The 24,828-nt window shown below is 35.6% G+C and carries 26 protein-coding genes; 8 read left to right on the top strand and 18 right to left on the bottom strand.

Annotated elements, in window-relative coordinates; translation table 11 throughout:
- Window positions 1–216: 216 nt before the first annotated feature.
- On the top strand, window positions 217–420 hold the full coding sequence (locus tag ACY651_RS12840; RefSeq protein ID WP_462253341.1) for a cold-shock protein: 204 nt from the start codon (window positions 217–219) through the stop codon (window positions 418–420).
- Window positions 421–478: 58 nt separating this feature from the next.
- On the opposite strand, the gene ACY651_RS12835 is transcribed toward ACY651_RS12840, so the two are convergent.
- The 8 genes from ACY651_RS12835 to ACY651_RS12800 form a co-directional block, all read right to left on the bottom strand.
- Complete coding sequence (locus ACY651_RS12835) at window positions 479–1,678, bottom strand: MFS transporter (RefSeq protein WP_462253339.1); 1,200 nt, start codon at window positions 1,676–1,678, stop codon at window positions 479–481.
- A gap of 143 nt (window positions 1,679–1,821) precedes the next feature.
- Window positions 1,822–2,253: an acyl-CoA thioesterase gene (locus ACY651_RS12830; protein WP_462253337.1), complete on the bottom strand. Its 432-nt coding sequence runs from the start codon at window positions 2,251–2,253 to the stop codon at window positions 1,822–1,824.
- Between the two features lie 10 nt (window positions 2,254–2,263).
- On the bottom strand, window positions 2,264–3,682 hold the full coding sequence (locus ACY651_RS12825) for a serine hydrolase domain-containing protein (protein WP_462253335.1): 1,419 nt from the start codon (window positions 3,680–3,682) through the stop codon (window positions 2,264–2,266).
- Window positions 3,683–3,830: 148 nt separating this feature from the next.
- Window positions 3,831–5,741, bottom strand: a complete 1,911-nt coding sequence (locus ACY651_RS12820; protein WP_462253333.1) for an SPFH domain-containing protein — start codon at window positions 5,739–5,741, stop codon at window positions 3,831–3,833.
- 416 nt (window positions 5,742–6,157) lie between these two features.
- On the bottom strand, window positions 6,158–6,868 hold the full coding sequence (locus ACY651_RS12815; RefSeq protein WP_462253331.1) for an SGNH/GDSL hydrolase family protein: 711 nt from the start codon (window positions 6,866–6,868) through the stop codon (window positions 6,158–6,160).
- Window positions 6,869–6,935: 67 nt separating this feature from the next.
- Window positions 6,936–8,588: an alpha-glucan family phosphorylase gene (glgP, locus tag ACY651_RS12810; protein ID WP_462253329.1), complete on the bottom strand. Its 1,653-nt coding sequence runs from the start codon at window positions 8,586–8,588 to the stop codon at window positions 6,936–6,938.
- Window positions 8,589–8,957: 369 nt separating this feature from the next.
- Entirely contained in the window at window positions 8,958–9,479 is a 522-nt protein-coding gene (locus ACY651_RS12805) for a class IV adenylate cyclase (protein ID WP_462253327.1), read from the bottom strand.
- Window positions 9,480–9,487: 8 nt separating this feature from the next.
- Entirely contained in the window at window positions 9,488–9,874 is a 387-nt protein-coding gene (locus ACY651_RS12800; protein WP_462253325.1) for a RidA family protein, read from the bottom strand.
- A 91-nt stretch (window positions 9,875–9,965) separates the two neighbouring features.
- On the opposite strand from ACY651_RS12800, the gene ACY651_RS12795 reads away from it, so the two are divergent.
- Together ACY651_RS12795 and ACY651_RS12790 are read left to right on the top strand one after the other, a co-directional pair.
- Window positions 9,966–10,625 (top strand): metal-dependent transcriptional regulator, encoded by a 660-nt coding sequence (locus ACY651_RS12795; protein ID WP_462253323.1) that lies wholly within the window; start codon window positions 9,966–9,968, stop codon window positions 10,623–10,625.
- Window positions 10,618–12,495 carry an Nramp family divalent metal transporter gene (locus tag ACY651_RS12790; RefSeq protein ID WP_462253321.1) on the top strand — a complete coding sequence of 626 codons (1,878 nt, stop codon included), beginning with the start codon at window positions 10,618–10,620 and terminating at the stop codon, window positions 12,493–12,495. Before ACY651_RS12795 ends, ACY651_RS12790 begins: the two co-directional genes overlap by 8 nt.
- 93 nt (window positions 12,496–12,588) lie before the next feature.
- Here the strand turns inward: ACY651_RS12790 and ACY651_RS12785 are convergent, their stop codons facing one another.
- The 5 genes from ACY651_RS12785 to ACY651_RS12765 are packed head-to-tail and all read right to left on the bottom strand — an operon-like array spanning window position 12,589 to window position 17,473.
- A complete protein-coding gene (locus ACY651_RS12785) occupies window positions 12,589–13,158 on the bottom strand; it encodes a hypothetical protein (protein ID WP_462253319.1) in 570 nt (189 codons plus the stop codon).
- Between the two features lie 39 nt (window positions 13,159–13,197).
- Window positions 13,198–14,199: a glycosyltransferase family 9 protein gene (locus ACY651_RS12780; protein ID WP_462253317.1), complete on the bottom strand. Its 1,002-nt coding sequence runs from the start codon at window positions 14,197–14,199 to the stop codon at window positions 13,198–13,200.
- A 15-nt stretch (window positions 14,200–14,214) separates the two neighbouring features.
- Complete coding sequence (locus ACY651_RS12775) at window positions 14,215–15,471, bottom strand: MFS transporter (protein ID WP_462253315.1); 1,257 nt, start codon at window positions 15,469–15,471, stop codon at window positions 14,215–14,217.
- On the bottom strand, window positions 15,458–16,186 hold the full coding sequence (locus tag ACY651_RS12770) for a DedA family protein (RefSeq protein ID WP_462253313.1): 729 nt from the start codon (window positions 16,184–16,186) through the stop codon (window positions 15,458–15,460). The genes ACY651_RS12775 and ACY651_RS12770 overlap by 14 nt, the downstream gene beginning before the upstream one ends.
- Before the next feature lie 21 nt (window positions 16,187–16,207).
- Entirely contained in the window at window positions 16,208–17,473 is a 1,266-nt protein-coding gene (locus tag ACY651_RS12765) for a dicarboxylate/amino acid:cation symporter (RefSeq protein WP_462253311.1), read from the bottom strand.
- A gap of 138 nt (window positions 17,474–17,611) precedes the next feature.
- On the opposite strand from ACY651_RS12765, the gene ACY651_RS12760 reads away from it, so the two are divergent.
- Window positions 17,612–19,264, top strand: a complete 1,653-nt coding sequence (locus ACY651_RS12760) for an amino acid permease (protein WP_462253309.1) — start codon at window positions 17,612–17,614, stop codon at window positions 19,262–19,264.
- A 143-nt stretch (window positions 19,265–19,407) separates the two neighbouring features.
- Here ACY651_RS12760 and ACY651_RS12755 read toward each other — a convergent pair whose 3' ends face one another.
- From ACY651_RS12755 to ACY651_RS12740, 4 genes are all read right to left on the bottom strand, one after another.
- A complete protein-coding gene (locus ACY651_RS12755) occupies window positions 19,408–19,845 on the bottom strand; it encodes a single-stranded DNA-binding protein (protein WP_462253307.1) in 438 nt (145 codons plus the stop codon).
- Window positions 19,846–20,041: 196 nt separating this feature from the next.
- Window positions 20,042–20,512: a DinB family protein gene (locus tag ACY651_RS12750; protein ID WP_462253305.1), complete on the bottom strand. Its 471-nt coding sequence runs from the start codon at window positions 20,510–20,512 to the stop codon at window positions 20,042–20,044.
- Between the two features lie 22 nt (window positions 20,513–20,534).
- Window positions 20,535–20,888, bottom strand: a complete 354-nt coding sequence (locus ACY651_RS12745) for a SnoaL-like domain-containing protein (RefSeq protein ID WP_462253303.1) — start codon at window positions 20,886–20,888, stop codon at window positions 20,535–20,537.
- Between the two features lie 92 nt (window positions 20,889–20,980).
- Complete coding sequence (locus tag ACY651_RS12740; protein WP_462221159.1) at window positions 20,981–21,733, bottom strand: XRE family transcriptional regulator; 753 nt, start codon at window positions 21,731–21,733, stop codon at window positions 20,981–20,983.
- A gap of 334 nt (window positions 21,734–22,067) precedes the next feature.
- Between ACY651_RS12740 and ACY651_RS12735 the strand changes: the two genes are divergently transcribed.
- The 4 genes from ACY651_RS12735 to ACY651_RS12720 all read left to right on the top strand — a co-directional run bounded on the left by ACY651_RS12735 (window position 22,068) and on the right by ACY651_RS12720 (window position 24,352).
- Complete coding sequence (locus ACY651_RS12735; RefSeq protein WP_462253301.1) at window positions 22,068–22,532, top strand: hypothetical protein; 465 nt, start codon at window positions 22,068–22,070, stop codon at window positions 22,530–22,532.
- Between the two features lie 146 nt (window positions 22,533–22,678).
- Window positions 22,679–23,464, top strand: coding sequence for a 5'/3'-nucleotidase SurE (gene surE / locus ACY651_RS12730; protein ID WP_462253299.1), 786 nt, complete (start codon window positions 22,679–22,681; stop codon window positions 23,462–23,464).
- Window positions 23,461–23,763 carry a hypothetical protein gene (locus tag ACY651_RS12725; protein ID WP_462221156.1) on the top strand — a complete coding sequence of 101 codons (303 nt, stop codon included), beginning with the start codon at window positions 23,461–23,463 and terminating at the stop codon, window positions 23,761–23,763. The genes surE and ACY651_RS12725 overlap by 4 nt, the downstream gene beginning before the upstream one ends.
- A 25-nt stretch (window positions 23,764–23,788) precedes the next feature.
- Window positions 23,789–24,352 carry a GNAT family N-acetyltransferase gene (locus ACY651_RS12720; protein ID WP_462253297.1) on the top strand — a complete coding sequence of 188 codons (564 nt, stop codon included), beginning with the start codon at window positions 23,789–23,791 and terminating at the stop codon, window positions 24,350–24,352.
- Window positions 24,353–24,419: 67 nt separating this feature from the next.
- On the opposite strand, the gene ACY651_RS12715 is transcribed toward ACY651_RS12720, so the two are convergent.
- Window positions 24,420–24,824, bottom strand: coding sequence for a hypothetical protein (locus ACY651_RS12715; RefSeq protein ID WP_462253295.1), 405 nt, complete (start codon window positions 24,822–24,824; stop codon window positions 24,420–24,422).
- Window positions 24,825–24,828: the final 4 nt, after the last annotated feature.

Raw genomic sequence — 24,828 nt, 5'->3', positions numbered from 1 at the left:
AACTGCAGAAAGGTTGAAAAAATGCAATTGATAATGCCTTTATCATTAGTATATAGCAGTATTAATTCCCCCCATCAAGCCCTTCCAAAACATATTAATTTTTGATCTAAAAGGTTGGTAATAAAGAGGAATAAAGGAACTTAAAAAAAATTTATCCTCATTTTATTAATAAAAAACTATATTTGCACCTTATTAAATAATACAATACAATTTAAAATGGACAAACAACAAGGCACCGTAAAGTTTTTCAATGCAGAAAAAGGATTCGGTTTCATCAAACACAACGACTCTAACAAAGAAACTTTTGTACACGTAAGTGGATTAAAAAGCCAAAATATTAAAGAAGGCGACAGTGTTGAGTTTGATTTGCAAGAAGGCAAAAAAGGAATGAACGCAGTTAATGTGGAAGTAGTAGGATAACACCTCGCTTTTAAAAAACCTTTCAGGGCTGTATCAAAAGTACAGCCCTTATTTTTTGTCAGCGTTTTGAGCGAAGGGCATTAAAACCAAAAGCGGTAACAATACAAATCAGCCCCAGTATCCACCACAAATAATTAAACCCTAAGGAATGTGCAATTTGAGTACCGCTTAAACTGCCAATAACCTGAGCGCTGCTCCATGCCATGGTGTACACGGCTGCGTAACTTCCACGGTTTGCAGTGGTAGTTCGGGCAATATAAAAACTGTTCATAAAGGGCATGCCGACAATTTCGGCAATGGTTACCATTAATATAACTGAAGATGCCAGCACAAAACCATTTGCCAAAGGCATATTTAACATAAAATAAGAGAGGCCCATTATCAGCGTTCCATACATCATCAATTTTGTGTACGCTATTTTACCTTCTAATTTAAAAACTATTACCATTTCAAAAAAGGCAATTACAATTCCATTCATTGCCATTATTATTCCAATCCAAAATTCATTTAAATGCAGGCCTTCTTTAAAATACAACGGCACTGTGGTAAACAATTGAAAAAAGCAGGTGGCAAAAAGTAACACCAATAAAGTAAACAACATAAATACTTTATCCTGAAAAGGGCCTTTACTTTTATCTGCATGAGGATGGATTGTTTCGTGCTGTTGTATTAATGTAACTTTTGGCAGAATGAGCAGCAACATAAATCCGGCTGCAATATTAGTAAACCCATCTACCCAAAATAATAACTGGTAACTTATTGAAGCCAGGATCCCCGCCATTGCACCGCCTATTCCCCAACCTAAATTAATGGCCAGACGAATTAATGAAAAAGATTGTGTCAGGTTTTCCTTTTTACTGTAATGGGCAATTGCAGTGGAGTTTGCAGGTCGAAAAGACTCATTAATTAAACTGGTAAAAAAAATGCAGATACAAATACTGAGGTAAGAATCCATTTGCCCCAAAACAATGAACATAATACCTCCACCAAATAAACCAGCAAACTGCAAATAATAAAATCCAAATTTATCACTAAGCCTGCCACCAATGTATGCGCCAACCAATGAGCCAACACCATAAATAGCCACTGCTAAACCTCCCTGGGTTTCTGTATAACCCCGATGGTTACAATACAATGTCATAAAGGCTAATACCATTGTACCACTCCGGTTAATCAGCATAACTACTGCCAGTAACCAAATGCGGCGTGATAAGCCGCTGTAAGCATTTTTGTATAAATTAATGGTGGTTGATAACATAAAAAAAGCGCTGCAAAGATATTTAATTGCAACGCTTAAAAATATTTTATCAAAATTATAAATGCAGTAAAACCTATTACAGCATATTCAGCTGTGTGATAAATTACAAGCCAACAAACAACTAGAAAATTATAAACAGGTTTTTATTGATTATAGTTTTCTGCTTTAGGCATTTGTGCAAAAGCAGTTTTAAATCTTTCGGAAGGAATAGCTAATTTTCTTTTTACAGTATCCAGCCAGGCACCATCAACGGTAACTATGGCTGCAAGTGTATCGGTGTTTTTCCAAATTTCGCAGGCAAAACTCCAGCGGCTAAAATCTTCCGTGGCTTTCAACAGTTTTATTTTTATTTCAATTTCGTCTCCAAATTTTAATTCTTTTTTAAATACGGCCTCTTCTCTAAATAAAATTGGGCCAATATGTTCTTCCTGTAATACCTGCATTGTGATGCCGTATTGCGCCAAAATGAGTAAACGGGCATTGGCACAGTAATCGTAATACTTGCTGTGCAGCACATGAAAATTAGGATCAATATCCGCCCAGCGGATTTCTGTTTTAACTGTAAAGGTTGACATTGTTTAAAAATTATTTATCAAGATATTTTAAAATTTCTACACCAACTGCATCATTATTAACACCTGTATTTGCCAGTATAATAACTGCATTTTTAGTTTTTTTGTTCAAAGCTAAAAAACTTTTATAACCGCCGGTTTGCCCACCGTGAAATAATATATCGCCCCAACCCCAATTTTGTATAAACCAGTTTAAACCAATTTTTTGCTGACCGGTATTAAAAGTGGGTTGATGGGATAACTCAATAGCTTCATTTGATTTTTCGTTGTTTGTTCCTAAATTTAGTGCCGCATATTTTAGCATATCTTCTGTGTTACTTCTTAAACAACCTGCGGCAGCTAAAGCTTTAAAATCCCATTGGCTTTGTGGAATAATGTTTTCTGTATAGCCTTGCATAAATACTGCACTGTCAGTTCTTGTAAGAAATTGTTTTGTTGTGGTCATAGCAGCTTTAGAACAAATAAAATCAGTAACCATTTTTTCAAACGGCATTTTATTTACTTTCTCTAAAATATTACCCAACAATCCAACTGCCAAATTACAATACTCAAATTTTTCACCGGGCTTACGGCTTAGCGTTGCATGTTTAAGGTATTCCAGCAATTTCTTTTCATCATAATCTTTGTAAGGATTCACTAAATCAGTCGCTCCAAAATTATCTGGTAGTGGTGGCAGCCCCGAGGTGTGATTGGCAAGATGAACAATTCGTAATGTGTCCCCTCCAAACTTTAAAACATTTTTTGTACCCAAAAATTTACTTACAGGCTCGGTAAGTTTTATCTTTTTATCTACCACAGCCTTCGCCAAAAATAAACCTGTAAATGTTTTAGTAACAGAACCTATTTCGTATAAATTTTTAGATGATGGCACTACTTCATTTCCCTTTTTTGTTTCTCCATAATTACAAAAATAAGTTTTACCCTCTTTTAAAACTCCAACACTTAATCCCACTGTTTTACTTTCAAACATAAATTTTTGCAAAATAGTATCTATCTTTTTATCTAACGCATCAACCAGTTTATTATCTGTTGTAGTTTTTTTAAACTCTCCTGATACTTCTTTTTTATATGGCTGAAATAAAAAGGTTTGTATCATATCCAGGGAATCAAGGCTTAAATACATGGACAGAATTGCAGCATCTGCAGTTACTTTGTATTTGCTTATTCCCTTATCAAACTTTTCAAATTCGCATAATTTAATTTCTCCTAAAGGAAATAAATTATTTTCTGCAACATTTTTAAAACTTTCTTCGCTTAATTGTTTTTTAAACCCTGCGCCGGTTAAAGAATATAAACCATCTGCATTTTTTTCATTAAATAATTTTACCACTTTTTTTTGCACAGCATTAATTTTTTCCTGCTGCGAATTTTGCGAATTTGTATCGCATGAAAATAAACTGAACAGACAAACAATCAAAAATATTTTTTTCATTTTTATAAATTTTACTAATAAGAAAAAATTGCAGGCAAAGCTTGTTAAACGGACAGTATTTTGAAACAACCCGGCTTCGACAAGCTCAGCCTGACAACCTTTATAATTTACAGTTTGGTTGGTTACAAGCCCAATTCCAAATTACCAATTACTTTTTTAAGTCCTCATTCCGCTTCGCAACTTCTTCTAAAAGCTTCAATCCTAATAACCCACTAATGCCACCGTTTGCAGTATCGCCGCCGCCATTAATCAAAATGTCTGGCATTATTTTTACATTCTGCATACCGATAGATTCCATCACTTTTAATTGAGTAAAGTTATTGCCGCCCATTGCCTCAACTGAAAGTTTGTAAGATTCCGCATTTGATTTACCAATCGCCAAAATCTTTTCCGCTTCGGCATTACCTGTTAAAGAAATTTGTTCGGCATTCGCTTTTGCCAACAATTCAATTTGCTCCGCATTTGCTTTTGCCAATACCCTAATTCTTTCTGCATCACCATTAGCTAAGAGTTTCAACCTATCTGCTTCGGCAGTTGATTGTAAACGAACACTGTTAGCTTCACCCGTTGCTTTTTTTACAGAAGCATCTGCAACTCTCTCAGCAATCAACACACCCTGGTCGGCTTTTACAATTTCCTTTTGTATATCTGCAATAGCTGTTTCTTTTTCTAAACTCTGCCTGGTTTCCTGTGCCCTCATTTCTGTTTCGTAAGTTACTTTTTGTTCTTCAGCAATTTTTCTGTCCGTCAACGTTTTCATTAAACTTTCGGGTGGCAAAATATCACCTATCAAAGTATCTACACCGTAAACATTATATTGATCAAGCACTTTGCCAATATGCATTTTTGCACTTTCCTGTCTTTCCTTACGTGTACCAAGAAACGCAATTACATCACTGTCCTGTGCACTGTTTCTAAAATAGTTACCAATGGTAGGCTCCAGTACCTGGCTTACCAGGTTGTTCATGTTACCAAAACGTGCAATTACTTTTGGTGCTTCGGTAGTTGGTATGTGTATGATCTGCGACACATCCAAATTAAAAGGGAAACCGTCTTTACTACGTACAGTAATAGTAGATAAATGTTTATCCAGCTGATGACTTTCGCTTCTTGCATTGGCCCAGTTTAATACTAAGTTGGTTGTAGGTACTAATTCCACTTTCATAATAAATGGATTGATGGGATATTTACCAGGGCCTAACGGTTCGGCCCACACACCTTTTTGTCCTTTACTAACAATATTCCCATGTTTAAATTCTGCGCCGCTTAAGTCAACACCTTCGGCACCCACATAACTGATTACTACACCCACGTGGCCAATTGGTATTTCCATCATGTTTACCATATCTACTTTTGCAAACCATGGGTTTAAAAAATAAGTACCGGCAAGCACTACCTGTTCCTGCAAACCTGTATAACCGCCGCTTTGCATAAATACATCCACATCCTGAAATTTATTATGCCCTTCCACAATGCGTCCCGCAATTTGTCCTTCATCCAATGGTTTACCTTCCTGCGTTGTTACCACGCCTACCGCATTATCAGGTATCGATGTCATATCTGTCATCATCACTTCAAATAAAAAAGTGTTAATACGATAACTGCCAGGCGTCATGATTGCAGTTTGACGGCCTTTGCGACCTCCATTTTTTAAAAAATCTACTGCACTTTGAAAACTGTCGCATTCTACTTTTCTACCGAGGATAGAACCGGTTTCTAATTCGGCACCATCCTTCGCCAATACCAATCCTAACTGACCGGTAGGAATGATGGTGAAAGATTGAAACGTAATGTCGAACTGCCAGATCCATTTAGCAAAATAAATACCCGGAGGTAATGTTTGCGCCTGAAAACCTGCTTCGCCGTCGATGGCCACAATGCGGCCTTCGGGTAATTGCTGTTTACCAAAAAGCACAAACTTTTTAGTTACTAATCCAATTTTATCTTCCGGCACTATTACAACGCCAAAAAATACACGAAGAATAAATTTGTAAAACAATAAGATAAATAAAGGGATACCGATTATCAATCCCCATTTGATGAGTTCATGATTGTCCATGTTATGCAGGGTTTTAGTTGATGAAAATAAGAAATGTTTTTGTAACATGGTCTGACGTCCCGTCTGACCATGTTTTATAACTACCAAACTTTGTCAGTAAATATGAATTCTACTTGCTAAAAATAAATCAATAAGAAAACGCAGATTTAATTTGATTTGGCTTCAGGTTGTTTACATGGTCAGACGGCACGTCAGACCAGCTGCTTATCTGCCCGGAGGAGAAGTATTAAAATTGCTGAGGATAAAATCACACAGAAAGAAAAGAATAAAAGCAGTAAGTAGTTTCATTGTAAATAAATTACCACACAAAGATGCAATGCTTTAATATGCTCTTTATATAAATTCGGGAGGAATGGTAGAGTATGTGTTAAGATTGGTATAAAAACATTCGGGAATGGAATTCCTCTTACTTTTTTCTACAAAGCAGCTTTAATAACAGGCGCAAGCATTGCCGCCCATTTCTGGTATTCTTTACCGGAAGGATGCAAACCATCAACGGCAACTAACGAAGCATCGGTTGCTGCCATACGGGATGAAGGTGTAATATCAATATATTTTACAGCTTTGTCTAAAGTAATTTGTTTATTAATTGCATTAAATGCATCTACTTGTTTTGCAATTTCATTCCTGTCTCTGCCGTTTGCAAAAGGTGTAACTCCCCAATCAGGTATAGACAGTACTGCAACCCTGCCGGGTCGGTTACCTGCAAACTGTATAGCTTTACTTAATAATTCAGTAAACTCTGCCGCATATTCAGTTTGGCTGCGGCCCTGGTATTGATTATTTACACCAATCAAAAGTGTAACAAAATCGTAAGTTGATTTTGAAGGCGGTGTTGCAGCAATGGCGTTTAATAAATTACGTGTTGTCCACCCGGTTACTGCAATGTATTCAGGAGCATTGAAATTAATGCTATCCAGTTTTAGCAAGCTTACTGTTTGTGCCGGAAAACGTTCGCTCTCATTTACCGATTGACCAATGGTATAAGAATCGCCAAGTGCCAAATAAGTTTTAAACATACCGGTATTTATAATTGCAGGCATGGCTTCAGTTTTAGTTTGTTTATTGCAGGCAATAAGCAAATATAGAGCAGCGAAGGAAAAACTGATTGAAAAAATACGTTTCATAAAATTATAAACGAATTTTTGAAGGAAATGGTTCAAAAAAAAGGCCCCATTTTTGGGGCCTTAACATTTATTTGTACAGAATTTCATAATACTCTTTTGTCATACGGTTACTGTCGAACTGAAATCTTACATCTCTCATTCCATTGTGAATGATTTGGCGCCATACTTCATGATTGTCATAATACATTGGCAATACCTGGTTTTCTAAAATTTCATACAATTTATTCAGATCGTATTCATCCTGCTCATGCACACTTATATTTTCATAATCAATTGGTGGTACTACAAAACCATTATTACCATGATTGATAAATTCACAAATCCAGCCATCATTAGTGCTGCAGTTTACAGCGCCATTCATTGCAGCCGTCATACCACTGGTGCCACTTGCCTCACGTGGTACACGTGGATTATTTAACCATAGATCCGACGCTTGCTTTAAGCGTTTGCTCAAACCTAATTCGTAACCAGTGCAAACCGCAACATTGTTATATTTTTTACTAAGGTGAACAAGATTATTAAAATCGCTGATAGCTGGATAATCAACCGGGTAAGGTTTACCTGCCCAAATAATTTGCACAGGATATTTTTTATTACTCAATAATCTTTCGAATCTTTCTGTATCTCTTGTTAAAAGTTCTGCTCTTTTATATCCTGCAAAACGGCGGGCCCACACAATGGTAAAAATATTTTTATCCATCAGCTTGCCTGTTTGGTCGGCAACAATTTCAAAAGCCCTTTTCTTTAAATAAGTTTTTCTGTCATCAAAAGCAATATCATTTTTATGCTCTAAATAATGATACAATTGTTTATCCGCCCAGTAGTTCCAGTTTTGTGCATTGGTTATAGCTTTTATTTCGCAAATATCTTTGTACTTGCTCCACATTTTTCTGCTTACTTCGCCATGCAACTGGCTAACACCGTTTGCTAATTTTGCAAATCGTAATGCTGCCAAAGAATGATTGAACTGATCACCTTCCATACCAGTTAGCTTTCTTACATCATCTAATTTCATTCCGCAGAAGTAACTCATTTTTTCGCAAAGATGAATATCGTGTTTTTCGTTACCTGCTTCTTCAGGCGTATGTGTAGTAAACACCATTCTCTTTTTAACTTCTTCGGCACTGCCATATTTTTTATACAAATAAAATGCAGCGCTTATTGCATGTGCTTCGTTTAAATGATATAGCTCCGGATTAAAATTTAATTCATCAATTAATTTTGCTCCGCCTACTCCCAATAAAATAAACTGTGCCACTTTGGTAGCCACATTAGCATCATACAACCGGTGTGTTATAGTTTGAGAAACATAATCATTCTCCGGTAAATCGGTACTTAATAAAAATAGTGGCGCACTTTTAAAAGTTTCAGGATTTAAATAATATGCTTTTACCCAAACCGGGTGCTCATGAATATCTATTTGAAATTTAATGCCGGTATCTTCTAAAAAATTATAAATTTTTTCGTTCCACTGTACCTGCAAAGTTTGATCCTGGTTACGGGCCTGATCGTAATAACCATATTTCCACAAAATGCCAATACCAATTAAATTCTGGCGCAACTCGTATGCACTACGCATGTGTGAGCCGCTTAAAAAACCTAAACCACCACTGTAAATCTTTAATGGCTGGTGTACCGCAAACTCCATGGAGAAGTAAGCAATTTTTTTCTTGTAAGTTTCATCAACGGAATACGGAACAGCGAAATTTTTAAAGCTCATTAGTTTTTCTTTTTTGAGGACGCAATATAAATGGAAATTTCATTAAAACCGAAGGGTTTTAAAAAATACTGTGTAAAATTGACACTTGAGGTTTCCATTTTACAGTTGCCTTTATTCGCTATCTTTTTTTTTACGGTTAAAAACGGGCTTTGTCTATTCCATATCAATACAGCAAACTCGTTTTATTACAGGGTAATTTTGTACAATTACACAATAACAAATATTTATACTTAAAAGAAAATTAAGTAACCCTAAAGATACTTTTTAAGAAGAAAAGAGATATGCACATTTTGCATAAACCTGTTGATAAAAATCAATTAACGAAGCACAAACGTTTGCAGTAATTGTCAAATTATTTTACGTAAAGTGTTAGGAGTTCTTATCCAAAATCAAATCGCTGTAAGAAAGAGCGATATAGTCTTCGGATTTTATATCTAAAAAATCAGCATAAAAATCACATTGTTCCTTAAGTTTTTCAATTCCAATATCGCCGTTTCGGTCAATGGCCTCTACTTCTACAAAAGTACCTAAGCCTTCTACCACATCAAAATGAAACTTAACGTTATCAATAAAATAAATTTTTCTTTTTTTATCAACTACTACTTTAATGCCGTTAACTTTTATTAAAATTTCTTTTAGTGTTATATCCGGATGATGCTGGTACAGTAAAATATCAGATTGCTTTGCCCCGGCTGTATTGATGCGGTCGTAATAAATTAAAGAGTTTTCAATATTACCCTCTCTTAATTTTAACCGGCCTGTGGCTACATTAAAATACGTGTCCGCCTGGTTATCTTCACCAATATATTTTGGATCAAGTGTAAGTAATTTTTTCTCTAGGCCATTAATGTCTTCAGTCTTGGCTTTAAATTCAAAGTTGATTGTTGTCATACTGTTATTTATTTGTCTTCAATTATTGCGGTTACTTCAATTTCAATTAATAAATCATCATTAATTAAACGGCTTACTTCCACCATTGTGGAAACCGGTTTAATATTTTTAAATATTTCGCCATGCGCTTTGCCTACTTCTTCCCATTGCGAAATATCGGTTACAAACATCCTTGTGCGTACCACATCATTTAAAGTGGCACCAGCTTCAGTTAAAGCATTTTCAATTTTTTTAAAAATAAAAACTGTTTGTTTGTAAATATCGCCTTTGCCAATTAATACATCTCCATCCATTGCGGTGGTGCCTGCCACTTCAACCATATTGCCTACACGTATTGCCCTGCTGTAGCCTACAATATCTTCCCATGGCGAGCCTGAACTTATTTTAATCTTCATAAACGGCAGTTAATTTAATCTATAAAATATTTTAAAATGCTAAAGTATCAATTTTTATTTTTAGATTTGTCTAAATTTTATTTTCAGTAAAATGAACTTTACAGTAAGCGAAGAGAATTATATTAAAAGTATTTACCACCTACAGCAGCATGCAGGCATTGTTAATACTAATGCCCTTGCTGCCGAAATGCAGACTAAAGCTGCATCGGTAACAGATATGCTTAAAAAATTATCTGCAAAAAAAATATTGCAATACGAGAAGTATAAAGGATTTAAGCTCACCGATAATGGAAAAAAAGTTGCGCTTACAGTAGTTCGAAAACACCGGCTTTGGGAATATTTTTTAGTAGAGAAATTAGGATTTGAGTGGGACAAAGTGCATGACATTGCAGAGGAACTGGAACACATCAGCAGCAGTGAATTAATTGAAAGGCTGCAACATTTTTTAGGCAACCCATCTTTTGATCCACATGGCGACCCCATACCCGACAGCAATGGAAAAATACCCAAATTAAATCAGCAGAACCTTACAGCATTGACATTAAATAAAAACGCTGTTGTAAGTTCGGTAAGTAACCAATCGCCCCAAATGCTGGAAATGCTTAAGCATTATTCCATTGCTATAGGTACATCAATAAAATTAATAAAGCGTTTTGAATTTGATGGCTCATTAGAAATAAAAGTTTTAAAACAACCTGCCTGCATTATCAGTGAGCAGATAGCAAAAAATATTTTTGTTCATTATGAATAATATAAAACATACCGATACTTCATTAAGCGAAGTGCACGAAACAATTGATACCACTAAAAAGAAAATAGGCTGGAGAAAGATTTTTTCTTTCTTAGGTCCGGCATACCTGGTAAGCGTAGGTTATATGGATCCGGGCAACTGGGCTACCGATCTTGCAGGAGGGAGTAAATTTGGTTACTCATTAGTTTGGGTTTTATTAATGAGCAATTTGATGGCTTTATTATTACAGGGTTTGTCTGCAAGATTAGGCATTGTAAGAAGAAGGGATCTGGCACAGGCTAACAGAGAGGCTTACCCCAAATTAGTAAATTATGCATTGTGGATTTTAGCAGAAATTGCCATAGCAGCAACCGACCTTGCAGAAGTGTTAGGAATGGCGATAGGTTTGCAATTACTTACAGGCCTTCCTTTAATATGGGGCGTTTCGTTAACAGTGCTTGATACATTTCTTTTATTGTACCTGCAAAGATTGGGCATGCGTAAAATGGAAGCTTTTATTATTGCTTTAGTAGCTGTAGTGGCTATCTCTTTTTTAATTGAAATTCTTTTGGCTAAACCTGTTCTTGCAGAAGTTGCAAAAGGTTTTATTCCCACTTTCCCATCGGAAGAAGCTCTTTACATTGCCATAGGAATTATTGGTGCTACTGTAATGCCGCACAATTTATATTTACATTCCGCCCTGGTGCAAACCAGAAAAATTGACCGCACAGACGATGGCATCAGGCAGGCTTTAAAATTTAATCGCATTGACAGTACCATTGCATTAAACATTGCTTTTCTGGTAAATGCTGCAATATTAATTTTGGCCGCAACAGTATTTTTTAAAACAGGTAATTCTAATGTTGCAGAAATAAAAGAAGCTCACCGTTTGTTACCCGGTTTTTTAGGAAACACTGCTCCTATTCTTTTTGCTGTTGCGCTAATTGCAGCCGGGCAAAGCAGCACCGTTACCGGCACCTTAGCAGGGCAAATTATTATGGAAGGGTATTTAAGCCTAAGGATTAATCCTATACTTCGCAGATTAATAACGAGGTTGCTGGCTATAATACCTGCACTTATTGTTATAGCAATTTATGGAGAAAATAATGTGGATGCGTTATTGGTACTAAGCCAGGTTATATTGAGTTTGCAATTAGGCTTTGCCATTATTCCATTAATACATTTTACCAGCGATAAAAAAACAATGGGCATTTTTGTTATCAAACCAATTACAAAAATTGCGGCTTGGCTTATTGCATCGGTACTTATTTTTCTTAATTTAAAAATGCTGGTAAATGAAGCCTCTGGTGTATTTGCAGGAGACAATGTGCTGGCAAAAATTGCTTTATTATTAATTGGTGTAATTTTTTTAGTGCTGTTAGTTTATATCATATTACAGCCATTGATAACAAAAAATAAAGAGAAGCTGTCAATACAAATGCATCCTGGAGTAAACACCCTGCAAAATCTTGCTATTCCTACATTTGCAAAAATAGCAGTGGCATTAGATTATACTGCAAACGATGAAAGATTATTAGCCTATGCCATTGGGCAGGGAAAAGAAAAAAGCACTTATTTGTTATTGCATATTGTTGAAAGCGCTTCTGCAAAATTATTAGGAAAAGACAGTGATGATTTTGAAACGGTAAAGGACAGAGAGCAAATGGAATTATATGTGCGGCAATTAAAAGAAAGAGGCTATGATGCAGAAGGTAAAATAGGCTTTAGAAACAGGGTTAAAGAAATTGCACGAATTGTAAATGAGCATAACGCCGATATGCTGGTAATTGGCGCACATGGTCACACCGGTTTAAAAGATTTTATTTATGGCGAAACGGTTAATGCTGTAAGGCATGAGTTGAAGATACCGGTGCTGGTGGTTAATCTTTAAAAGAGTGAGTTTTTAGAAGAATGGAATTGGGAATTAGGAATTTGGAATTTGGGTTAAGGTTTGAAAAGCATTTAGAAACTGAACTCTCAATATCTATAACAAAGCCAATTTCTTTTCAATCTTATCATTCCAATCTGCCTGAATATTTTTTAATCTGCCATTTCTTGTTTGACCATCATATTCGTTTTGCATCCGCTCTAATTCTTTGCAACTCTCGGTATAAATTTTATCAATTAATGCATCGTAATTATTTCGGGTAAACTTTGCTTCTTTTAATTTTTGGATAAATAAATTGGTAACAATATAGGTTACATCAAAGTGATGCTGCTCATGATTTAGTGCATAATCTGATTGCCCACCGCTTCTTACCCATGAATTTTGTTTATGAAAATAACAATAAACATTAATTGAAATAGTTGTTTTACCGTTCAGATAATGCATACCTGCCGCATATCCAAAGCCCGATGATGTAATAGCAGTGGCATCACTTTGTGAATCTGTTTTACCTTTAAAATTTGACCAGTCTAATTTTTTATTGGCATTATAATAAATGGTATCGCTTTTAGCAGCCGGTTTGTTTTGTGCCCAGTTAACGGTTACAGAAATTTGCGAAAAAACGGGTAAACTTATAAAAAGAAAAAATATAATTGTAAGCTGCTTCATAATATGTTGTATCAATAAAACTCAAATCAACAACATTTATTATTTACCCAGCTGCATGTTAACGATATTTACAATTTCGTTAACAGCAATTAACTCCATGCATTTAAAATGACCTTTGGGGCATTTATCGTAGCCAATTTTACTGCATGGCCTGTACCAAAGTTTATTTATTTCAATTACATCATAATGCTGAGTAGATGATTTGCCGTAATATGGATACATGCCAAAAGCTGGAACAGTATTTCCCCAAACTGAAATAATGGGTTTTTGCAAAGCTGCTGCAATATGCATCAGGCCTGTATCGTGGGTGATAACTAATTTGGCGCCCCGTAAAATATCTGCCGATTCGTTTAAATTAAATTTACCACAGGCATTGTAAATTTTTATTTCGTCAGGAGCAGCAATTATTTTTCCATCTATATAATCATCTTTGTCGCCTAACAATATCACCGGATGTTTTATAGCAGCACACAACTCTTTTAATTTGCGCAGCGGCAATTTTTTTGTAGCCAGTGCTGCGCCAATTACAATAGCAATATAACCCAGTGAGTGAGCCGCAGGTAAATCTTTAATTTTAATTTTATCTTCTTCAGGAATAAAATAATCCAGCCCCAATCCATCATTAACAATTCCCAATGAAGCGACGGTTTCTAAATTTCTATCAACAATATGTTTTTTGGGCAGGGTGTTTATTTTAAAATTGGTGTAGATAAATTTTTCTACATTCAATTTATTAAACGAAAATGCTTTTACATTTTTTAAAAATCTTTTTATACGCAGCGTACGGAGGTTGTGGTGTAAGTCAATAATACAATCGTACTCTTCTGTTTTTAATTCATGCAGCATCAGTTCAAAACTATCACCAAGTGTATGTATTTTATCAATGTAAGGATTGGAAGCTACAATAGTTTTATAAGCCTGTTTGGTAAGGAAATGAATTTCTGCATCGGGCAATTGTTTACGCAGGCAACGGATAACCGGCGTGGTTAAAACTATATCGCCGATGGATGAGAAGCGTATGATGAGAATTTTTTTTGCCACAGATAATTTTTACTATTAAGTCATCAGCTCTTCGCCTTCTGTATAATTAAGATCTTTATGAAAAGTTTCTTCTGTAAAATAAAATGCAATAAAAGTTATGATAAGCACAACTATACCAGTAACAATACCACTTTTTACTAATGACCATTCCCAGTTTTTTTGAAAAAGGCTTAGGAACATAAGATTAATTAAAGGTAAGGCCCCTCTAACCATATTAGGAATTGTTGTTGCGGCTGTTGCCCTGAGATTTGTACCAAATTGCTCTGCACCCATAGTTACAAAAATTGCCCAAAAACCTGTGCTAAAACCTAACAGGCCGCAAATAATATACATCCTTACATCAGAATTATTTACTCTACTAAAGAAAATTATTAAAGAGATAACACAAAGAAAATAAAATAATAATAACGCCTTCTTTCTGCTTTTAAAATATTGACTAACCAATCCAATTAAAATATCGCCAATTGCAATGCCGGTATATGCAAACATTATTGAACGGCCAGAGTCAACGGTTGTACTTCCAAACATTGATTTACCAAACCTGTCACTTTGATTAACCAAAATACCAATCACATACCATGTAGGTAATCCAATTAAAATAGCCAATACATATTTTTTAAACCGTTTTGCATTATTAAAAAACATAAAAAAATTGCCTCGCTGCACATTAGATTCTTTCACCTGTTTAAACATACCCGACTCGGCTACACTAATACGCAGAAAAAGCAGCATTATGCCAAGACCCCCGCCAATTTTATAACAAAGCCTCCAGTCTTCATTAGTATATTGATAGGTAAAATAGGCCGCAACAGCACCAAACAATCCAATACCTGCTACCAGCGAAGTACCAATGCCTCTTTTATTTTTTGGCAAAAGTTCGCTAACCAATGTAATACCAGCACCCAACTCGCCAGCTAAACCAAGGCCTGCAACAAAACGGCACATTGCATACTGATCTACAGTTTGTATAAACCCTGTTATAAAATTTGCTGCAGAATACAAAATGATGGAGCCAAACAAAACTGATAACCTTCCTTTTTTATCTCCCAAAACGCCCCAAATAATTCCACCCAATAACAAACCAATCATTTGCCAGTTGATTATTTTAGTGCTGTCAACCAACAAAGTTGCATCGGTAGCACCAACCGCCATTACACTTGATTTTTTTACAATGGTAAACAACAACAAATCATAGATATCTACAAAGTAACCCAATGCAGCAACAACAACAGCAATGTTAAAAATAGAATGTGATGGTTTACTGGCCTGCATTTTTCTTTTTATCTCTTTTAGATTTTATCATTTTAAAAATAATGGGTAAAGTGGAAACTAATACAATTACAATTACAATTATTTCCAGTTTTTCCTGCAAAATTGGAAAGGCTTTGTTTAAAAAATAGCCAGCGCAAATCATTGTAGTAACCCATGCAATACAACCCAATACATTATAATAAAAATATTTTTTTCTATCCATTTGCACAATGCCTGCAATAATAGGGGCAAACGTTCTGATGAATGGAACAAAGCGGGCAACTACAATTGCAAAACCTCCATTCTTATCGTAAAACTCTTTTGCCTGGTGCAGGTAACGTTGTTTAAAAAGAAAAGTATCCTTTCTGTTATACAATGCAGGGCCGCCTTTTTTTCCAAACCAATAACCAACCATATTGCCTAAAATACCGGCAATGGTAATCAAAACAATTAAAACTAATAAATTCAGCCATTGATTATTTATATCACCTAAACCAAATACATTTAAAAATTGGTGTGCAAGTCCGGGCCCAACTGTACCATCGGGCTGCTTAATTTCGTTTGCATAAATACCGGCAACAAATAATAAAGAATCACCCGGAAGGAAAAATCCGGCAAACAAACCTGTTTCGGCAAATACTACAAATAAAACAAGCCAAAGTCCTCCATTGGCAATATACCATTGGGGTTGTAATAATTGTGTCCATTGAAAGTCGAGAAAAATAAAATCTAACATTTAAATTGTTTTATGTTTTTGTTACGGATGCTCCAATTGTCCTTCCCATTTACTAACTGCGGCTGTTGCCAATGCGTTTCCTAAAACGTTGGTCATTGTTCTGCCCATATCGCAAAATACATCAATCGCTAAAATTAAACCTACCCCTTCCGGCGGTAAACCAAACATAGCACCGGTTGCCAATACCACAACCAGCGAAGCCCTTGGCACACCTGCAATACCTTTACTGGTTACTAAAAAAACCAACAGCATAATTATTTGCTGCCACACATCGCCTGTTATTGATGTTATATTAAATGCCTGTGCAATAAACATACTGGCAAATGTCATGTACATCATACTGCCATCTAAATTAAAAGAATAACCTAAGGGCAAAACAAAACTCACAATTTTATTATTGCATCCAAAGCGTTCCATCTCTTCTACCAGTTTGGGATACACGGCTTCGCTGCTGGCGGTACTAAATGCAATTGACATGGGTGTGCTTATCCTTCGCAGCAAAACCGGTAAACGGTTTTTTAAAAAAAGATACCCTACAAATAATAACAGTGCCCACAAAATGGCAAGGCCCAAATAAAATTCGCCGACATATTTACCAAAGGTTACTAAAATGCCCAGCCCGTTTTTTGCAATTGCAGCAGCCATTGCGCCAAACACACCCAGCGGTGCGATATACATTACATAGGTAACCATTTTAAGTACTACATGCGCCAGCGAATCCAATGCATTTACAATGGGCTCACCTTTTTTACCAATGGCAGTAAGTGCAACACCAAATAAAACGGAGAACACCACCAATTGTAAAATTTCATTGGTTGCCATAGCTTCCACTACACTTCGTGGCACTACATGTTCTACAAATTTTGATAAAGAAAACCCTTTTGATTTTTCCAGTAAATCATTAACCCCGGCCATATCGGTATTGGAAATATCGGCACCAACACCCGGTTTAAAAATATTTACTAAAATTAAACCAAGGCTAAGTGAAATTAAAGATGCAGTAATAAACCACAGCATTGCTTTGCCCCCAACTCTGCCCACCGTTTTCATATCACCTAATTTGGCAATACCTACAACCAATGTTGCAAATACAATTGGTGCAATAATCATTTGCACCATGCGGAGAAAAATAGTGGTGAGGAGTTTTATATTGTCTGAAAAAGTTTTTATTGTGGCACTCCCGTAATTTTCATGCACATAATATCCTACCATAATACCCAATACCATTGCGACAAGAATATATAATGTAAGCCTGCTTTTTTTTGTTGGTTGCTGCGTTATTTCCATTGCATAACATTTAGTTACGCAATATAATATTAAAACCTGTTATCCACCCATTGCTTATAAAAAAGTATAGTTGGTGATGTTTTTAAAAATTTATTGCTTATTTTTCCAATTCATTTTAAACTAAAACCAACTAACGATATGAGTTTATTTGTAAAAAAGCCAATGGCCGCTTTAATGAATGAAGCACAGGAAACCGGTAGCCATACATTAAAAAGAACATTAGGAGCTGGGGGTTTAATTGCATTAGGTATTGGAGCTATCATTGGTGCCGGCTTGTTTTCAATAACCGGTATGGCAGCGGCTAATCATGCCGGGCCCGCAATCACCATTTCATTTGTAGTTGCTGCCTTAGGTTGTCTTTTTGCAGGATTATGTTATGCAGAATTTGCCTCTATGATACCTGTAGCAGGCAGTGCTTACACTTATTCTTATGCAACGATGGGAGAATTTATTGCATGGATAATTGGTTGGGATCTTGTACTGGAGTATGCAGTTGGTGCAGCTACGGTTGGTATTAGCTGGAGCCGTTATCTTGTAAAATTTTTAGAAGGATTTGATATACACCTTCCAGAAAGTTTAACGGTTGGCCCATGGGACGGAGGCATTATAAATTTACCTGCTGTTTTTATTATTGTATTAATGAGTTTACTATTAATGAAAGGCACAAAAGAAAGTGCTATAGTAAATTCAGTTATTGTAGGTTTAAAAATCACAGTAGTTCTTGTATTTATTTTTCTTGGATGGAAATATATTAATAACGACAATTACACACCATACATTCCTGATAATTCAGGCAATTTTGGCAATTTTGGATTCAGTGGTATTATAAGAGCAGCAGCTATTGTTTTCTTTGCTTATATCGGATTTGATGCGGTTAGTACCGCAGCACAGGAAGCAAAAAATCCTAAACGTGATATGCCATGGGGCATTTTAGGTTCTCTTGCAATTTGCACAGTACTCTATATTTTATTTGCCCATGTAATGACTGGTGTAACAAGCTATACAACATTTGCAGGTAAAGATGGTATTGCTCCGGTTGCAATTGCAATCGACCATATGGGAACAACCAATGCCGCAGGCGTTGTAACACCAGATTATCCATGGTTAAACCGAGCTATTGTAGTAGCAATTCTTGCCGGCTATGCCTCAGTAATTCTTGTTATGTTAATGGGACAAAGCCGTGTATTTTTTAGTATGAGTAAAGATGGATTGATACCAAGAATTTTTTCTGCAGTAAATCCAAAAACACAAACTCCTGCCAAGAGTAATTTATTGTTTATGGTTTTTGTAAGCCTTTTTGCAGCGTTTGTGCCTGCAAGAGTTGTTGGCGAAATGACAAGCATTGGTACACTTTTCGCTTTTATTCTTGTATGTATTGGTGTATGGGTAATGAGAAAGAAAATGCCTGAATTACCAAGAGCTTTTAAAACACCACTTGTTCCTTTGGTTCCAATTTTAGGAATATTCGTTTGTTTGTTTATGATGGTTTTTCTGCCGATGGATACATGGATACGTTTATTGGTATGGATGCTTATTGGTATGGATATTTACCTGGTATATGGTGCAAAGCATAGCCATCTTGGTAATGGTACTAACAACAGAAAGGGAATGAAAATTGCCAGATATACTGGTTTGTCACTTTGTCTTTTACTGATTGTTGTAGGCTTTTTACATCAATATTCAGTAGGTTTTGAAACTGACAGAACACTTCTTTACATTTCACTTGCGTTTGCTGTTATTCATTTAGTAGTTTTTGGAAGAAAACTTGGAAGAATTGAATCAACAGATTAGTCTTAATTTATTTATAGAAATTTTTATAACAACGCCCCAAAATTTCGGGGCGTTTTATTTTTTATAATTTTTGCAGCCACAAAAAATATCAATAAAAAAACGGCGCAAAAAATTGCGCCGTTATAAAACTCATTTAATTAAAATTAAAATGGTAAATCATCTGTTGCCGGTACATTATCCGGAGCGGTCCTTACAACTGGCTGCACTGTAGTTGGTGTTGCTGTAGCATGGCTAACGTTGCCGGTATTTGCACCCTGGCTTTCGCTGTTACCACCTAAAAGCTGCACCGTTTGCACCCTCATACGTAAAGTTGCCGCAGCCTGTCCTTCTTTGTTTGTATAAGCATCTGCTTCTGGTGAGCCCTCGGCAAAAACTGTTCTTCCTTTGGTAAGGTATTGCGCTACTGCAGTTTTATCCGTCCAGTAAGCACATTCTACCCAGGTAGTTCTTTCTTTTTGATTGCCCTGTGCATCTTTGTAGCGCTCAGAATGAGCAACACTGAAATTGATTACGCTTTTGCCATTGATTTCTTTAACGATACAATCTTTACCAAGATTGCCGATAACTTGTAATTTGATCATAATTGTGTTTTTTAAATGTTAATCGATGTATCTGTGTTGTATAAAATTATGAATTTAAAAGAAACCGTTATTCCCAAGTTTCAAACATTTTATCCTGCTAAAAAGAAACAATAATTTTGCAGCTTCAAAGCCACATTAATTATTTTGTCACTCCAAACTATTATTTAAATACCCGTTTTTGCCCGGTATTGGTTTATTAATCCCAAATTTTAGGCCTTACTGTTTTAACTGTACGGAGGTAATCGAGTAGCTGGCCGGTATGCACCGCTTCGTGATAAGCAATGCGTAATAAATAATCTCCCAATTTTCGGTGCTGTCCTATTTGCTTACGGGTGATATACACTTCATCCAAATCTTTAATGGTAAAACTGTTTACCATTTTTAAAAATTTTTCCCGGTATGGCTGGGCATTTTTCAATTCATCCTCAATAGAGTTATAGGGGTTGGTTTTTAACGGGCTTTCAAAATCTCCAACATCGCCGCCATGCAAAATAATATGATGATAAATATTTTCCCCCTCCAGCACATGCCTTACCATTTCAATACAATTCATGGCTGTTTCATCGGGTTTCCAAAATAAAAATTCTTCATTAATACTTTTCCATACTTTTATACTGCGGCGACGCACTTCTTCAAAATTCAATATCAGTAATTCTTTTGCATTCATGGCCTGCCTGTTATTTTATTTATTAAAAAAAGAATTGTTCCAGCATTATTTTACCATCTTTTACTTCGTAAACCGCCACTTCATCCATCTTCATTCTTGGCTGGCCTTTAAGTGTTATATCCATACCCATGGTACAGGTAAAAAAATTGCCCGCCACCATTGGTAAAGAAGTATAACCGCCGTGCATTTCTTCCACCATACTGTTAAATTGTTTTCCTTTTTCAAGAATCGCCTCCATACCATCCGCATTTTTTAAAAAAGAATTTTCGGGTTCAATACTTTTTGCATCCTTACTGTATAATTCAGTTTGAATAGTATCGAAAGCACCCTGCTGCGATAATTCATAAAACCTGTCGGCCACCTGTTGTGTTGTCATTTTTTAAAATTTTAAAGGTTATTAATTTTTTTGCAAAATAATCTTCCTCTGCGTTTTAAACTGCAGTTGCATGTAAACAAAAAATTACATTTTTAATTCATCTTCTTCTTTAAGGTACTTACCTGGTCTTGCAAATTATTCACCAGGTTAGCCAAAGCATTTACATCCCAGCGCTGCTGCACCGTTACTTTGCTAATTACAGATTGAGCCATCCATAATTCCACCACATCATCTGCATTTACCTGGTAAGGCTGGTATTGAGGATTATCGCTTACTAAAGTGAGTTTATTTTTTGCCTTATTATTTTTTACTACTCTTTTATATACAATGCCTTCATTGCGGCTAACCACAATGTAGGGCATATTATTTTTTATATCTTCCAGCGAATCTACTTTTTCTCCTACAATAATACTGCCGCTTGGTGTGGGCATCATACTATCACCAATAATTTCGAATGCCCTGTAATTGCCACCACTCAGCATAGGCAAAGTGAAAGTATTTAATTCATCTATAAACTCCGTATCGGCATAACCGGCTAAATAACCTGCTGCTGCTTTTACGGGTACAAAATGAATGATATTTCTATCAGCACTCATCATTTTTTGCTGTCGCCGTTTGGCAAGGTAACTGCTGCCTGTATTGCTTAAATCTTTTAAAAACAATTCATCCAAACTAAGTTTAAACATATCGGCAATAATTTCCAATACATCTAAACGGGGGTCGGCACGTTCTTCTTCGTACGCTCCAATTAACGAACGTTTAATACCGAGTTTGTTAGCAAATTCCTCCTGTGTCCATCCACGGAGTTTGCGTAAGTATTTTAGGTTTTGACCGGCTACTGACATAGTGCAACTAATTTGATTAGTACAAATATACTAACAATTTTAGTTTGAACAAATTTATTTTTTATTTTGCCACGGAGGCACAGAAGCACAGAATATTTTGCTAATGAGATGAGGAGAAAATATGTTTTAGTTATAAAGCATGTTATGTTGTGAAAAATTTTGATGTTTTAATCCAAAATAGTGGAGATTAATTTACGCTTAGATAAAAGATGACTAAAGTTTTACAGTTGAAGAGTGCGACGCCAATGAAGCTCCAAAAGAACAAATGCCGGGCAAAAAAAAATGAAAATAAGTTTAGCAGCAGTTACCTTATTTTTGTAACAAATAAATTTTTATGAATTATTTTTTAATAGCACACAACATTTTAAGATGGGCCGTTTTGTTATTTGGTTTATGGACATTGCTTAATGCCCTAACCGGCGTGTTTAGTAAAAGAAGTTTTACTGCCGGCGATAACAGAACCAATTTATTATTTATGACCTTTTGCGATATTCAATTGCTGATTGGATTGGTTTTATATTTTAATGGCATGTGGTTCGACAGGGTAAAAAGCAGTATGGGTGAAGTAATGAAAAACCCCATGGAACGTTTTTTTGCAGTGGAGCATGCGCTGATGATGATTATTGCATGGCTGCTGGTGCATATTGGCCGCAGCATGGTTAAAAGAAGTGGTATTGATGCACAAAAACATAAACGCAGTTTAATTTATTTTGGCTTAGCCATTGTAATTATTATAGCAATGATACCCTGGCCTTTTAAAGCGGCGGGTATTGCAAGGCAATGGTTCCCTCAATTTTAAATAAAGGAATTTGGAATTGGATACCTGTCTGCCGACAGGCAGGTTTGGAATTAGGATTTTAAATCCACATCAGTAATTATTTTTGCAAGAGAAAAAATATACATTTCAAAATCCGAAATAGTAAATCATAAATCGAAAATTAATTAATGCCAGCAAAACAACAACAACCCGTTATTTTAATTACCAACGATGATGGTATTACTGCGCCGGGTATAAAAAATTTAGTAGAAGCAGTAAAAGGCCTGGGTAAAGTGGTGGTGGTGGCACCCGATAAACCACAAAGCGGTATGGGGCATGCCATAACTATTGGTACACCACTGCGTTTGAATAAAGTAGAAAATATGTTTGGCGAAGTGGAGGCATGGCAAACCAGCGGCACGCCTGTAGATTGTGTTAAACTTGCAGTTGATAAAGTATTGCACCGCAAGCCCGATTTATGCCTCAGCGGCATTAACCATGGTGCCAATCATTCTATAAATGTATTGTACAGCGGCACCATGAGTGCGGCAATGGAAGCGGCTATTGAAAGCATTCCCAGCATTGGTTTTTCTTTATTAGATTATAGTTTTGAAGCCGATTTTTCAGCTGCGAGGGAATATGTTTTTAATATTGCCAAATGGGTACTTAATAATAATAAAGAAAAGCGTTTACTGCTGAATGTTAACATTCCTCAATTACCTGCTGCAAAAATTAAAGGTGTAAAAGTTTGCCGCCAGGCAGATGCTAAATACAAAGAAGATTTTAATGAACGTAAAGATCCTCACGGAAAAAATTATTACTGGCTAACCGGCGAATTTTTAAATTTTGATAAAGGAAAAGACACCGATGTGTGGGCTTTAAAAAATGGTTACGTTAGTGTGGTGCCGGTACAATTCGACCTTACCAATTACACCTTAAAAAAGCAATTAGAAAAAAATAAATTTTTAAAATGATATTTAAAAAAGACAATTTTATTTTTGGATTTGTAATGGGGCTTATTGCACCATTTATTGGTTTTGCCGTTTTTAAATATAAAAAATTGGGGCCGCTTAATTATGGCGAAGCGTTGCAGTATATAATAATGGAACCCGGCCACCGTATGCTTACTATTGCCATTAGCCTTTGTTTGCTGGCCAACGCAATTTTGTTTACTATTTACATTAATTCCAATATTGATAAAACTGCCAAAGGTATTTTTGCTGCTACAATTATTTATGCGTTAACGGCACTGAGTTTAAAAACATTTGGATAGTATTTTATATTTTATTTATTGAACAATGCTTCAACTAAACTTCTCTCCTTTTCCATATTTAAAAACAAGGCGTTTAGTTTTAAGACCATTAACTATTGACGATGCTGACGCTATTGCTGCACTCCGCAGCAACGAAACAGTAAACAAATATCTGGAAAGAGTAAAAACAACTTCTGCTGAAGAAGCCCTGTTGTTTATTGATAAAATAAATAACAGCATCAGCAATAATCAATCTATTTACTGGGTAATTGCTTTAAAAGAAACAAACGAGTTAATTGGCACTATCTGTTACTGGAATATTGTTGCCGAAGATGATATCGCAGAAATTGGCTACGAACTTTTACCCGATTATCATGGTAAAGGCATAATGCAGGAGGCCATTACTGCTGTAATTAATTTTGGATTTGCAGAGATGAAAATTAAAACAATTACTGCCTTTCTATTGGCAACAAATATTGCCTCAATAAAATTATTGGAGAAAAATGATTTTAAAATTGACACTGTTGAAAAATATAAAGAAGAGCATGATGAGGCAATGAAGGGATATGCGGTTTATGTGCTGGCGAGAAATGATGATGTGATAAACTAATACTTTTGCAAGTTGCAATTTGCATGCATTTCCAAAATTTAGTTTTAAAATTCAGGAGGTATCATAATTAATTTACCTGCACAGTATCCGATTTAAATAATGCTTTATTATTGTAGAATTTTAAAATGTATTGACCTTTAACTGGCGTAAAGATGCTTACTGTTGTGTCTTTATAATAAACTGCCTGCGCACAAATAACATCCCCTTTTTTAGCGTTAGTATATGTGCCATTTGCATTTATTTCAAAAGTTCTGTTTGCAGTTTCCTTTATTTCGAAATTTAAAAACCGATAGCATAGATCTGGCGCTGCACATTTTACATTTGAAACAATATGCTGGCCCTGTACCTGATTTGAGGGTGTATTGGTTGATATAATACTAATATCAACAATAACTGTATCAGGCTCGTAAGTAGTTTTCTTGCAACTGCTAAGTACAATAAAAAAAATAAAGAAAAAAAATATTTGTCGCATATAT

The sequence above is a fragment of the Ferruginibacter sp. genome (genome assembly GCF_031391665.1).
In the GTDB taxonomy this organism is placed as follows: domain Bacteria; phylum Bacteroidota; class Bacteroidia; order Chitinophagales; family Chitinophagaceae; genus Ferruginibacter.
Note: the sequence above shows the minus strand (reverse complement) of the source record. Positions and strands in the feature narration are given on the sequence as shown.

Excerpts from the sequence above, each read along its gene's own strand:
- ACY651_RS12755 (WP_462253307.1), bottom strand. The coding sequence starts at position 19,845 with ATGATCAAATTACAAGTTATCGGCAATCTTGGTAAAGATTGTATCGTT.
- ACY651_RS12800 (WP_462253325.1), bottom strand. The coding sequence starts at position 9,874 with ATGAAGATTAAAATAAGTTCAGGCTCGCCATGGGAAGATATTGTAGGC.
- ACY651_RS12830 (WP_462253337.1), bottom strand. The coding sequence starts at position 2,253 with ATGTCAACCTTTACAGTTAAAACAGAAATCCGCTGGGCGGATATTGAT.
- ACY651_RS12725 (WP_462221156.1), top strand. The coding sequence starts at position 23,461 with ATGATATTTAAAAAAGACAATTTTATTTTTGGATTTGTAATGGGGCTT.
- ACY651_RS12775 (WP_462253315.1), bottom strand. The coding sequence starts at position 15,471 with ATGCAGGCCAGTAAACCATCACATTCTATTTTTAACATTGCTGTTGTT.
- ACY651_RS12750 (WP_462253305.1), bottom strand. The coding sequence starts at position 20,512 with ATGAATGCAAAAGAATTACTGATATTGAATTTTGAAGAAGTGCGTCGC.
- ACY651_RS12820 (WP_462253333.1), bottom strand. The coding sequence starts at position 5,741 with ATGGACAATCATGAACTCATCAAATGGGGATTGATAATCGGTATCCCT.
- ACY651_RS12790 (WP_462253321.1), top strand. The coding sequence starts at position 10,618 with ATGAATAATATAAAACATACCGATACTTCATTAAGCGAAGTGCACGAA.
- ACY651_RS12740 (WP_462221159.1), bottom strand. The coding sequence starts at position 21,733 with ATGTCAGTAGCCGGTCAAAACCTAAAATACTTACGCAAACTCCGTGGA.
- ACY651_RS12835 (WP_462253339.1), bottom strand. The coding sequence starts at position 1,678 with ATGTTATCAACCACCATTAATTTATACAAAAATGCTTACAGCGGCTTA.
- ACY651_RS12825 (WP_462253335.1), bottom strand. The coding sequence starts at position 3,682 with ATGAAAAAAATATTTTTGATTGTTTGTCTGTTCAGTTTATTTTCATGC.
- ACY651_RS12770 (WP_462253313.1), bottom strand. The coding sequence starts at position 16,186 with ATGTTAGATTTTATTTTTCTCGACTTTCAATGGACACAATTATTACAA.
- ACY651_RS12805 (WP_462253327.1), bottom strand. The coding sequence starts at position 9,479 with ATGACAACAATCAACTTTGAATTTAAAGCCAAGACTGAAGACATTAAT.
- ACY651_RS12840 (WP_462253341.1), top strand. The coding sequence starts at position 217 with ATGGACAAACAACAAGGCACCGTAAAGTTTTTCAATGCAGAAAAAGGA.
- ACY651_RS12785 (WP_462253319.1), bottom strand. The coding sequence starts at position 13,158 with ATGAAGCAGCTTACAATTATATTTTTTCTTTTTATAAGTTTACCCGTT.
- glgP (WP_462253329.1), bottom strand. The coding sequence starts at position 8,588 with ATGAGCTTTAAAAATTTCGCTGTTCCGTATTCCGTTGATGAAACTTAC.
- ACY651_RS12760 (WP_462253309.1), top strand. The coding sequence starts at position 17,612 with ATGAGTTTATTTGTAAAAAAGCCAATGGCCGCTTTAATGAATGAAGCA.
- ACY651_RS12715 (WP_462253295.1), bottom strand. The coding sequence starts at position 24,824 with ATGCGACAAATATTTTTTTTCTTTATTTTTTTTATTGTACTTAGCAGT.
- ACY651_RS12815 (WP_462253331.1), bottom strand. The coding sequence starts at position 6,868 with ATGAAACGTATTTTTTCAATCAGTTTTTCCTTCGCTGCTCTATATTTG.
- ACY651_RS12795 (WP_462253323.1), top strand. The coding sequence starts at position 9,966 with ATGAACTTTACAGTAAGCGAAGAGAATTATATTAAAAGTATTTACCAC.
- ACY651_RS12735 (WP_462253301.1), top strand. The coding sequence starts at position 22,068 with ATGAATTATTTTTTAATAGCACACAACATTTTAAGATGGGCCGTTTTG.
- ACY651_RS12765 (WP_462253311.1), bottom strand. The coding sequence starts at position 17,473 with ATGGAAATAACGCAGCAACCAACAAAAAAAAGCAGGCTTACATTATAT.
- surE (WP_462253299.1), top strand. The coding sequence starts at position 22,679 with ATGCCAGCAAAACAACAACAACCCGTTATTTTAATTACCAACGATGAT.
- ACY651_RS12745 (WP_462253303.1), bottom strand. The coding sequence starts at position 20,888 with ATGACAACACAACAGGTGGCCGACAGGTTTTATGAATTATCGCAGCAG.
- ACY651_RS12720 (WP_462253297.1), top strand. The coding sequence starts at position 23,789 with ATGCTTCAACTAAACTTCTCTCCTTTTCCATATTTAAAAACAAGGCGT.